Source organism: Clostridium cibarium (genome assembly GCF_014836335.1).
Lineage (GTDB): Bacteria > Bacillota > Clostridia > Clostridiales > Clostridiaceae > Clostridium > Clostridium cibarium.
In genome coordinates, this window is record NZ_JACSRA010000008.1 from 15,500 (window position 1) to 28,028 (window position 12,529).

The following is a 12,529-nucleotide window of genomic DNA, read 5'->3' on the forward strand; positions in this document are numbered from 1 at the left end:
TAAAAATAGAGTCCTCATGCTTATTTACATGAATGACTCCATCGTCTAGAATTTCTTTACTTCTTAACATGCTTTTATAATAATACTTTCTATTTTTCTTTTCTATGTACAAACATCATAATATTTTTGTCCCCTTTGACCAAAGTACATATTAAAGCCTTATTTATGCAAATTCATGAGGGCCTATCCCATTTGGAGCTAATATTTTTTCCGTGTTATTTAAAGCATGTTGGATCCTATTGTAATCTGAATCTGGTATATTGAATTTTCCTCTATCATTCAACGCTTCACTTACAGGTATCACCCTATGAATAAGCAACCCATCACTTTTGGGCTCTCTGTATACCCATGTTGGAATTACATTATACTCTTTCAATCTTACGTCCCCATCACTTACACATAGTGTAAATTTTATTATAGTTCCATCCTCCATATCAGAATTAACATTTTCATCCTGTGTAACTCTTTCATCAGCACATTGATTGGATATAAAATTGCCTTGTGAATATACTACAAAAGTCTTTTTACCTTTACTATTAGTAATAATGCTGTATGGCTCTATTACATGTGGATGGCTTCCTAAAATAATGTCTACCCCCAACTCGCTTAACTTTTTCGCCATACTTTCTTGAGTAGTATTTTCCCTTATTGAATACTCATCTCCCCAGTGGAGATCTACTATTATAAAGCTCACACCATCCTTTTTCATTTCTTCAATATTTGAAGCGATGCTACTATAAAATGCGTCTAACTCATCATAATTAAAAGTGTTTATAAGTCCATAAATCTGTTTTGGTATAGTAATACTATTTATAGTTCTTTGCCCATTTTCTTTCTCAGTTTCATAGGTATATGCTATTACTCCAAATTTTTGTCCACTAACCTCTTTCACTAAATATCCTTTTTCATTAGTATTGCTCCTTACCCCTATCATATCTATATTATTATTTTTTGTAACACTTAAAGTACGTAAAAAACCATTAGCACCATCATCTAAAATATGATTATCTGCATAGTTAATTACATTAACTCCCACATTTTTAAGACTAGACAAAACTTCATCAGGACTATTAAATGTTGGATATCCTGAAAAATCATCACCACCAAGTGTAGTTTCTAGAGTACCTATAGTTATATCTGAACCAGAAATCGTATCTTTTATATAATCAAAGCTTGGATTAAAATCATATCCATCCCTTGTTTTAGCACCTAATAATTGTTTCTCATGAAAAAGTATATTCCCTAAAGATGTTATTTTTATAGTTTCCTTAACTTCAACTTTATTTTCTGTCTCATCTACATTGCTCTCCTGAGCAGATTTAAATTCAGCAACATCCTTTTTCCCAACATTCACAAATAATAAAACGCTAGCAATACCTACCAAAACAAGAATAGTTACTATCTTTACACTTTTAACTTTATCCATTTCTATGTTCCCCCATAAATTCAATTTCTCTTTAATAATCCAAATTAAAATCTAATCATTTTGATTATATATCCATTTCTTTATTTATTTAAATACTATGCAAGTGTATAATAAAGTTGAACTTTTTATCTTCGTAATTTTAGTTAGAACATTATTGAATTTTCTAATTGAACAAATAAAAAAGCCCATCACATTTTATGATAAGCTAGTTTCTATATATATTATTTTTTTAAAATTTTATTTATATATAATGCAATTTTCACCTTCATACAATCATCAAAGTTGTGTAAATCACAATTTAAAAGTTCTTCTATTTTTTTTATTTTATATTTAAGTGTATTCCTATGTAAAAATAATTTTTCTGCTGTAATTGTAATATTACAATTCTCATTTAAATAAGTCTCTAATATTTGTAGTAAATTATCATCACCATTACTAATTGGCCCTAAAGTATTAATAAAGTAATTTTCTAATATACTAATATTCTTAATGCTGAAAAGTAGCCCATAAATTCCTATATCTTTATACTCTGTAATGGTCCCATCTAGCCCTTTACACTTCGCACAATTAATAGCAAGTTCTGCTTCACTTAATGATTGTTTCATCATTTTTAAATCTTTATAGGAATTTCCTATTCCTACACTTACCGAAAGTCCATCCATACGCTTTTTTAATACATCTTGTATCTCATTTATTGATTTTAACAATCTACTCATACAATTTTTTTCTGCTCTATTAAAAATGATAACAGAATCATCTTTATCAATAATAGGAACTTTTAATGCATGTTTCTCTAATATATCTTGCACTATTTTTCTAAATGTTATTTTTATCTTAGATATACTTACCTCATCATCTAAATTTTTCAATTTTAAAAACCTCTCAAACCCATCGATATCTATGACACATATAAAACATTCTCCAGATAAATTATATCCAAAATACGCTGCTTTCTCTATAGCATTCCCCTCTAATTCCCTATCTCCAAAAAGAATATTGCTTAAAAAATGAGTAAGAGAATTCTCTTCAATACGTGATAGCACAATAGCATTACTTAACTCTCTAGATACTTCAACAAGCTTTACTTCCCAAGGTAATGTAAATAATGGTAGCTCAAGACTATCTGCAAGCTTAATTACTTCTTCTGATACATTCTTTATATATGGTCCTATATTTATAATTAGTCCTGCTCCATTTTTTTCACTGATACCCTTAATAAGATTCAATAGTATTTCTACATTATCTTTAATTCCAACACCAGTAATAATTATAATTTCTCCACCTTGTAGCCACTTGATACCATCTAATGGGTTCTCAAAACATTCAGCTACATATATCCACTCTATGCTCTTTTCTAATCCTGCCTCACCTGCAACAAGATTAATTTTTTTTAATGAATCTAATTTAAATATATCTCTCACCGAAATTGACATAGCATCCATCCTTATTTATGAAAATCTATTTTATTAATTATATTTTTACCATATATTTTCTCATAAATAAAGAGAGATTTATTCTAAATATAAATTAACTAAATTTTTGGATCCTCTTTTCAACTAATTTAATTACTTGTGCAAGTGGTAAACTTAATATTAAATAAAACACTGCTAAAAGTGTATATGACTCAATTGTTAGGAAAGATTGTGATGCATAACTTTGTGTCCGTAATAACAATTCACTAACTGAAACATATGCCAAAAGTGAAGTATCCTTTAACATCATTACAAGGTAATTCCCAAAAACAGGTACAACATTGCGTAATGCTTGAGGTATTATAATTCTTGATAAAACTTGTTTATTTGTTAATCCAAGTGCTAGTGCTGCTTCTGTTTGTCCACTATCTATTGACACTATTGAAGAACGTATAACTTCTGAAATGTAACATCCATAATTTATTCCAAGGCCCAGCGTACCTGCAACTAAGGAACTAATCTTAAGTTGATACCCTGGACTCCAAATTTGAATAATTATTGATATTAAAAGAGGAACTACATAATACATATATACTAGTTGAACTAATAATGGAGTTCCCCTGATAAATTCCAAAAAAACTACTAAAACTCCTCTTAATATTTTAACTTTGCTGATACGACCAATTGCTATTAAAAGTCCTAATACAATTGCTAATAAAAATCCAAATACTGTTGCCTCTAATACAATCCATAACCCTTGAATTAATGAAGGTAACAAATATTGAATTGCTGTTTTAAAATCTAAATTAGATAAAATCTCCATATTGTCTGTCTCCTTTTTAATGTTTATTTGTCCGAAGTATGTCCCTCTTCAGCTGAAACAAAATAATCCTCATTCATCCCATATTTTTTTAGTATATTTAGAATTGTTCCATCATTTTTCATCTCATCAATTTTTCCATTTACTGCATCTGCCAATTCTCTATCATCTTTTCTAACAGCTGCTGCTACCATGCCTGAGGCTTCAACCTTATATGGTGATAGCATTTTAAGGTTAAGACTACTGTCTTGAGATAATGTATAACCTGCTACCATACCATCTGTTATACATGCATCTATCTTTCCCGTATTGGCAGCTAGCATTAATTCTGATTGACTTCCAAATACCTTAACTTCTTTTATTGCCCCATCATTTTCCCATTTTTGAGCTATTTCTAAAAATGCAGTCCCCTTTTGTCCTCCTAATGATGCATTTTTCAAATCCTCTTTTTTTGTAATATTTGAACTTTTAGGTATAACAATTGCTTCCCCTTCCTTGTACCATATATTTGTGAATAGTGCTTTTTTCTTGCGCTCGTCTTTAATGTACATTCCATCAGTTACCATATCAACACTGTTGTTATTTAACTCTACTAATAAGTTTTCAAAAGGAACTTGCTTCATTTCAACCTTTTCTATACCAAGTCTCTTTGCTACTTCTTTTATAATTTCTGCATCAATTCCAGTAAATTCATTTGTCTTAGAATCAACAAAAGCAAATGGAGCATCATTTGATGAAGCAACTGTTAACACACCCTTTTCCTTTATTGTCTCTAATGTACCTTTTCCTTTGCTTCCCGTCGTTGACGTGGAAGAACCACATCCAGCCATTAATCCAACACAATTTACAACAATAACAATAAATAATAATAGTCTTCTATATATTTTTTTCATAATTTAATTTTCTCCTTTTCACAATTATTTTTACATAACTTCACTTTAGTACAGCAATTAATTTAGTACCCTTGATAAAAACTCCTTTGTTCTTCCATTTTGGGGATTGGTAAAAATATCTTCTGGCCTTCCCTCTTCAACTATGTATCCTTTATCCATAAATATAACTCGATCTGATACATCTCTAGCAAAACCCATCTCATGAGTAACAACTACCATAGTCATTCCATCCTTTGCTAGTTGCTTCATAACGTCTAGTACATCTCCAACAAGTTCTGGATCCAAAGCAGAAGTTGGCTCATCAAATAAAAGCATTCTAGGTTCCATCGCTAATGCTCTTGCTATAGCAACTCTCTGTTGCTGCCCACCAGATAAAGTTCTTGGATAAACAGCTGCCTTATCTTTTAGCCCTACTTTATCAAGTAGTTCAAGCGCTATCTCCTTTGCTTCTTTTTTATTCTTCTTTTTTGTAAGTACCGGTGCAAGCATGACATTTTCTAACACTGTATATAAAGGAAATAGATTATACTTTTGAAATACCATCCCTACTTCTTCTCTAAGCCATCTACTATCCACCGTCTTATCAAGAATATTGGTGCCACTATAATACATCTTTCCACCTGTGGGGATTTCAAATAAATTTAGACACCTCAAAAAAGTACTTTTGCCTGAACCTGAAGGTCCAATAATACATACAACTTCCCCTTCTTGAACATCTAAACTTATATTCTTTAAAACTTCTAAATCCCCAAATTTTTTAGATAACTCATATACCTTATACATCCTATTAGCCCCCCATTTTTTTAATACAAAAAGACGCACTGTTTTTATTTCAGTGCGCCTTTGCATCCAATTTTAAATTATTCTATTGATTTATATTATCATAATATTCTCATAAATCCTATACCCATTAAGAACATTTTTTTTGTGCATCATGCATATTTTATAATCTTAAAACTCAGATAACTATAATGCTCTATAATAAATTTCCTTAACTTCTTCAAAATTAAATTTTCTTGGATGATTTATAATACTTGGCCTTGAGACTTTCATACAATTTTCTGCCATCCATTCAACATCCTTTTCTTTAACTCCAAGTTCACCTAAAGTTACCTTCAAATCAATCTTTTTAAGAAATTCAATTATAGCTTCTGAACAATCTTCAGCGCCACTACCTCCAAGTATTTTTGATATATCCTTATATTTCTCACTAGAAAACCTCCATGAATCTTCTACTATTATAGGAGTTAGTGCTGCGAGTCCTTTTCCATGAACAATATCATATAATCCACTTGCAGGGTGCTCCATACCATGAGGTGCTGTTACTCCTGCTACTCCTATCACCATTCCTCCAAGGGTACTAGCAAGACTTACTTTTTCCCATGATTCTAAATTCTCTGGATTATTATATATTTTAGGTAAATGTTCAGCCAATAACTTTATTCCATAAAGTGCTTGCATATCGCTTAATGGCTGTCCTATTTTAGAAACATACGCCTCCATATTATGTGCTAGAGCATCAAAACCAACAGATGCAAGTATATTTCTAGGCATCGTAGTCATAAGCTCTGGATCTATGATAGATGTCTTGGCAATAATCACATTAGTTCTTAAAGATTTCTTATCCTTAGTCTCAGGATTAGTGAGTACTGAAAAGCAATTTCCTTCACTACCTGTTCCGCAAGTTGTTGGAACTAAAACTATTGGAAGCGCTTCATTTCCTTGCTTTATTCCAAATATATATTCAGATATATCTCCATCATTTTTTGCAGAGAAAGCTATGCTCTTAGCAGCATCCATAATACTTCCTCCTCCAAGTCCTAAAACTACATCACATCCTGTTTCTTTAATAATGTGAACACCTTCATATACTGTTGTAGTAAGAGGATTTTGTTCTACCTTATCAAAAACTTCATATTTTACTTTTTCTTCTTCTAATAAGTTTACAGTTCTATCAAGTAAGCCTGTTTTCTTTGTACTATTTTTACCAGTTACTATAAGAACCTTTTTTCCATATCTAGCGACTTCTTTTCCTACTTTGCTTATTTCTCCTCTTCCAAACAAAAGATTCACAGGTAAACAATAACTAAAATTCATAAATAATTCCTCCAAAATATTCTTATTTTATTCATTAATCAGTGCTTCTCTTCCAGTTGCACCCGTTCTAACTTTAATTACTTGCTGCACATCATAAACAAAAATTTTCCCATCTCCAATTTCACCAGTTCTTAAAACCTTTATTGCTGTCTCTACTACTTTCTCTACAGGTACTTCATAAACTACTATTTCAATTTTAATTTTAGGTAGCAACTTCACTTCCATGGGAACTCCTCTATAATATTTTATGTCACCTTGTTGAGTTCCACAACCTACTACTTGAGTTACTGTCATTCCCATAACTCCTATTTCAGCAAGTGCAGTTTTTAATTCTTCAAAATTAGTTTTCCTTGTTATAATATCCACCTTCGTAATTTTATCCATACCATTTCCCCCTTAAACACTCTATTTTTCATGTTCAATTTATCTACATATTTAAATCTATACTTTGAAAATCTGCATAACTACTTTCTAATCCATGTTCTTCTATATCAAGACCTCTTATTTCTTCTTTCCTTGTAACTCTTAATCCTACAATTGCTTTAATTACTCTAAATAATATAGTTGCCGCCACAACTGACCAAATTCCTACAGCTATTACACCAATTAACTGTATTATAAGCAGATTAAATCCTCCACCATAAAATACTCCAAGTGAATTGCCATAAGCTGCAAATAGCCCTGTTAATACTGTCCCTAAACCACCATTTATGCAATAAACTCCAATTACACCTACTGGATCATCAATTTTTAATACCTTATCAATAAATTCTATACCATACACCATAACAATCCCAGCTATAATGCCTATAATAACTGCTCCTTTAGGCGTAACAACATCACACCCTGCTGTAATAGCTACTAATCCAGCAAGTACCCCATTTAAAGTTAAACTTACCTCTGGTTTACCATACTTAATCCATGTACTAATCATTGTAGTCATTGTTGAAGCTGCTGCTGATAAATTAGTAGTTATAAATATCCTTGAAGTAATTTCAAGCAATCCTTCCCCAGTTATACTCATACTTGATGCAGCGTTAAATCCAAACCATCCCATCCAAAGAATAAATACTCCAAGTGCTCCAAGGGTTAAGCTATGTCCTGGAATAGCAGTAGACTTACCATGTTTTGAGTATTTGCCAATTCTCGGTCCAAGCATTGCTGCTCCAATTAATGCACACCATCCACCAATTGAGTAGACTACTGTAGCTCCAGCGAAATCATGAAAGCCTAATTTAAAAAGCCAACCATTACCCCAAATCCAATGTCCTGCAACTGGATATATAATAGCTCCTATTGCAACACTACATATACAATAAGAAATAAACTTTGCTCTTTCTGCCATAGCTCCTGAAACTATTGTCGAAGCTGTTGTACAGAAAATTGTTTCAAAAAATAAAAAAGTGTAACTGGATATTCCTTTTGGATATGCGCTTCCATCCACTGCTCCAAAAAGTTTTGGCATTCCTATAACCCCGCCTATATCGGAGCCAAACATGATTCCAAACCCTATAATCCAAAATATCAATGAACCTAATGTAAAATTCATCAAGTTTTTCATTATAACATTTCCTGCATTCTTCGATCTTGTAAAACCAGTTTCAACCATAGCAAAACCAGCTTGCATCCAGAACACTAAAATGCCACCAAATATCACCCATAAATTATCAATAGATATATTAATATTCATATAACTCCCCCTTATATGTAAAACTTTATAATAAAAAAATGCCTTTATCCAATGATAAAGACATCTTTGTCTTAATAAGAGTAGCATATTTAAACTGTATATTCTATAACTACACTAAACAATATTTTAGTGCACATTGTACAACTATTAATTCTTATCTTTTAATTATATATATCTGAAAACTCTATATTAATCTTTTCAATATAACTTTCACTTTTATTGTTACACTGCTTACTTCTATCTAAAGCTTTGCCTTCAACTAACTTGCAAGGAATGTTTATGATAAATTCTGTTCCATAATGTTCTTTGCTTTTCACCGATATTGTTCCACTATGAAGTTCCACCAAGCATTTTACAAGAGATAGTCCTATTCCACTACCTTCATGGTCTCTTGCAAGAGACTTATCAACTTGTATAAATCGTTCAAATATAGAATACGTCTCTTCTTCTGGAATCCCCCTTCCTGTATCCTTTACCTTTATACAAACATTTTCTGAGTTAGTCTCTATATTAACCATTATTTTTCCCCCACTTGGAGTGAATTTGACTGCATTTGATAATAAATTCAAAATAATTCTTTCAATTTTTTCTGGATCACATCCAATAATTTTCTCCTCTACATCCGTATCAAATATTAATGACAATCCCTTATTTTCAATATAGGCTGCTACAGAAGTAGTTATATCTTCAACAGTAGAAACTATATTTACATTTACTTCATTTAAATCCAGATATCCAGCATCTATTTTAGTTATATCAATCAAATTATTCGCAAGCCTTAAAAGACGATAACAATTTTGTTTCATTATTCCAGTATATTTATTTATATATAAAGATGCATTTTTACATTTGCACTCTTTTGACTTAATTTCATGTAGCTGAACTGCTGAGAAAATAACATTAATTGGTGTTCTTAATTCATGGGAAATATTAGAGAAAAATTCTGTTTTAATCCTATCATACTCTTTAATTTCATATAATCTTTTTCTTTCCTCTTGAATACTTTTTTGTAACTCTTCCGCCTGCTTTCTTTCAGTAATATCTATAGCTACCACCATTAATAATTTTTGTTTATATTGTAATGTGCCTATGCAAGCCGAATAAAAATCCCAAATTCTATTTCCTTCCTTACTTGTACATATACAAACTTCACCATCATTCTTTTTCTTCTGAAAGTCATTAAATTTACTCATCATAGTGTTTTCTAGTACTGTTGCAAGTTCAGATGAAATTTTTTTCAATTCAGATATTGTAGGAATGTCCTCTATTTTATATCCTGTAATATCAGTCCAAGTTTTATTTATCTTAATTATATTCCCATCTTCAGTATATAGCATAATTGGCACTGGTGCCTCTTCAACAGCATATCTAAATTGTCTTTCTCTTTCCACTAAAGCTTCTTCACTTTTTGTACGTTCATTTATTTCATCTTCTAACATAATATTAAAATCTTTAAGTTCTACAGTTATATCCTCTAATTGTTTCGTCTTTTCTCTTAATCTACTTTTTAATTCAGTATTTTCTTTTATTAATTCCTCATTAATCTTTTTTATTTTATTAACGTAATCTTTATTATCTATCTCTAAATCCTTATTCTTTAATTGACTTTTTTTTAGTTCATTCATCAAGTTATCCATAATTTATTACTCCAATATTATAGAATATTTTTACTATTTGTATTATTAGTTATCTTTTTTCTTTGATCTAAAAATTAACATTGTAGAAGTTTGATTTGTATGTCCTATAAACTCCTCTCCATATGTAGAAAAACCGATTGTAGGTATATCCTTAAATATTCCCCCATATTCTTTTTGACGACCATTCTTCTTTATCTTTTCAATCCTATATATACAATCAAAATTTACAATTCCTTCGATTTTTCCATTTTCACTAATTTCATTTTCTATAGCTCTCTTAGTATCCTTAATAATATCTGTTGTTTTTAGTAAAGTAACTTCCATACCATTAAGTATTTTGCAGCAAAATTCCATCCTAGTATCATTTAACTTTTCAGGACATCTCACATAAATATCATCATCCCCTACTATCAATCCAACTGGATTTGTCTTAAAGTATTTTTTTACATCATCTATTGAATCTGCCCCCACCGCATCTGCATATGCTACAACAGCAGGCATATTATTAAATTCTATTACTTCCCTAGTCTCCTCATTAACCTTATTGGCAATAAGTGTATTCTCTAAAACTTTAACACTTTGTGTCTTAATAATATTGAACTCAGCATCATCATTTATTTTTAACATTAAAAGAACTGTTGCTCCTGTATATGCCTTCCCATCAGCACATACATGAGTTTCTACATGTTTGCCCTCATCAGCAGCTGTTCCTCCTACAAAAAATATGTTAGTCCTATTTCCAATTAAGTCCATAACTTCTTCCTGTTTTTTATTTATTCCATCAATTAAAACCAATCCAACATATTTTGCTATATCCATTGTATATAGACTTTCTTTGAAATAATTTTCAAACGACCTAAAAGCTGGCTCCAAGTTTAAACCTTTATCCATTTCCTTAATCACTTCCAACTTCATATCAGAAATGACATTTGAATTAATAGCCATAGCTACAACCGCATTATTTAGCAATTGTCCACTTACCATCTCCCCTGCAGTAGAACATCCAACTATTGTACTATCTTTAAAAGTTTCCTTCATTAAATAACTTAACTTTCCTTGATTAAAATTTGAAGAAGAAAAAAATATAATGAGATCCGCACTGAAATTTTTAAATTTATTTTTAATATCTAGCACAACATCCTCTTCTGAATTTTCCTCTGAAAATATTGATTTTATATTTAGCTTCTCATCTTCTACTTTCCTACCAATTAACTCTTTTTCTATTATCCGAAGTTTTTCTATTATCTTCGGATCATCATATGAATATCTATTAAACTTATTAGGATTAAGTCCTTTTAAAATCAATTTTGCTTTAGTCATCTCTCTAATTGCAGGATTTCCTTTAGATCGTTCTTCAATTATTTCATCAATAATTTCCTTTACCTTCCCAGACAAAACTCCTCACATCCTTCATATTATTCATAATTGATTTCAATCTACAAATTACCAAAACATAGCAGTATTATAACATATTTTTCTATAACTTACTTATTCTTTATCATTTGGGGTTATTTAATTTAATAATTACTGCAAGTTTTTTATAAATTTCATAGTTTAGTTTCTTATATCTATCATCTTAGAATTACTATGATTATTTAGCTCCTTTATAAGAAAAAGACTTAAAATGATATATAATCACTTTAAGTCTTTTAATAATTACTTTTTCATACCTGTATAAATTAGAATTGCATCTCTTAGGAAATCTGCTGTTCCAGATTCGTATTTATCATAATACTCTTTAAATCTTTCATCCTCTACATACATTTGCGCAAGACCCGCATGAGCTTCTTTACTGTATTCAGTCCAATAAAATTCAATCCAATTTCTATGAAGTTCAGCCGCTTCTTGAGCCTTTGTACTACTTGGATCACCAGTTTTTAAAGCTTCTGATAGAACTTCTCTAAGTTTCTCTTCAATGTTTTTAGCTTCAGCATATTCCTTTTCTGTCATATTCATTATTTTAAAATTTGATTTATCAATTACTCCTTCTCCATATTTTTTCCTTATTTCCTTACCATATTTCGTTTCATTCTCTTTAATAAACTTCTTCTTAAGCCCTTCAAATTTTTCTTCATTATTCATTCTTAATTTTCCTTCTTTCAAAGCAATAGTTTTGTTAACATTTTCAATTAAAACATTTATTTGATTTCTTTTTTCTATAAGTTTTTTCCGATGTTCCCTAAGCGCATTTTCTTCGTTAAAGGAAGGATTATGTAATATATTTTTTATACTTTCTAAGCTCACACTTAGTTCTCGATAGAAAAGTATTTGTTGCAATCTATCAACTTCATTTTCTCCGTAAATTCTATATCCTGATGAATTAATTCTTGCCGGCTTAAGAATTCCTATCTCATCATAATATCTAAGTGTCCTGGTACTAACACTTGCTAACTTTCCTAGCTTTTGTACTGTATATTCCACAAATTTCACCTTCCTTACAAGAAAACTATATACCTTCACGTAACGTTAACGTCAATACCTTAGCAATTAAAACATTAACCCCCTATAGTAATGCTTATTTTACTATAGGGGGTTAAGTCTTTTTAATAGAAAC

General features: G+C 30.5%; 11 protein-coding genes. All 11 read right to left on the reverse strand.

Features of this window, described 5'->3' with window-relative positions:
• Positions 1-163: 163 nt before the first annotated feature.
• Positions 164-1,426: a CapA family protein gene (locus tag H9661_RS06480; RefSeq protein WP_143315923.1), complete on the reverse strand. Its 1,263-nt coding sequence runs from the start codon at positions 1,424-1,426 to the stop codon at positions 164-166.
• Positions 1,427-1,647: 221 nt separating this feature from the next.
• Positions 1,648-2,859 (reverse strand): PucR family transcriptional regulator, encoded by a 1,212-nt coding sequence (locus tag H9661_RS06485; protein WP_191767970.1) that lies wholly within the window; start codon positions 2,857-2,859, stop codon positions 1,648-1,650.
• Between the two features lie 94 nt (positions 2,860-2,953).
• Positions 2,954-3,661: an amino acid ABC transporter permease gene (locus H9661_RS06490; protein WP_191767971.1), complete on the reverse strand. Its 708-nt coding sequence runs from the start codon at positions 3,659-3,661 to the stop codon at positions 2,954-2,956.
• 23 nt (positions 3,662-3,684) lie between these two features.
• Positions 3,685-4,551 carry a substrate-binding periplasmic protein gene (locus tag H9661_RS06495; RefSeq protein WP_143315926.1) on the reverse strand — a complete coding sequence of 289 codons (867 nt, stop codon included), beginning with the start codon at positions 4,549-4,551 and terminating at the stop codon, positions 3,685-3,687.
• A gap of 57 nt (positions 4,552-4,608) precedes the next feature.
• A complete protein-coding gene (locus H9661_RS06500) occupies positions 4,609-5,334 on the reverse strand; it encodes an amino acid ABC transporter ATP-binding protein (RefSeq protein ID WP_143315927.1) in 726 nt (241 codons plus the stop codon).
• 183 nt (positions 5,335-5,517) lie between these two features.
• Positions 5,518-6,648 carry an iron-containing alcohol dehydrogenase gene (locus H9661_RS06505; RefSeq protein WP_191767972.1) on the reverse strand — a complete coding sequence of 377 codons (1,131 nt, stop codon included), beginning with the start codon at positions 6,646-6,648 and terminating at the stop codon, positions 5,518-5,520.
• Between the two features lie 27 nt (positions 6,649-6,675).
• On the reverse strand, positions 6,676-7,032 hold the full coding sequence (locus H9661_RS06510) for a P-II family nitrogen regulator (protein ID WP_143315929.1): 357 nt from the start codon (positions 7,030-7,032) through the stop codon (positions 6,676-6,678).
• A 43-nt stretch (positions 7,033-7,075) separates the two neighbouring features.
• Positions 7,076-8,338, reverse strand: coding sequence for an ammonium transporter (locus H9661_RS06515; RefSeq protein WP_143315930.1), 1,263 nt, complete (start codon positions 8,336-8,338; stop codon positions 7,076-7,078).
• A gap of 161 nt (positions 8,339-8,499) precedes the next feature.
• The gene (locus tag H9661_RS06520; RefSeq protein WP_143315931.1) at positions 8,500-9,975 is read right to left on the reverse strand and encodes a PAS domain-containing sensor histidine kinase; all 1,476 of its coding nucleotides are present in this window, start codon (positions 9,973-9,975) and stop codon (positions 8,500-8,502) included.
• 45 nt (positions 9,976-10,020) lie between these two features.
• Entirely contained in the window at positions 10,021-11,370 is a 1,350-nt protein-coding gene (locus tag H9661_RS06525) for an FIST signal transduction protein (RefSeq protein ID WP_143315932.1), read from the reverse strand.
• 261 nt (positions 11,371-11,631) lie between these two features.
• A complete protein-coding gene (locus H9661_RS06530; protein ID WP_191767973.1) occupies positions 11,632-12,396 on the reverse strand; it encodes a TipAS antibiotic-recognition domain-containing protein in 765 nt (254 codons plus the stop codon).
• Positions 12,397-12,529: the final 133 nt, after the last annotated feature.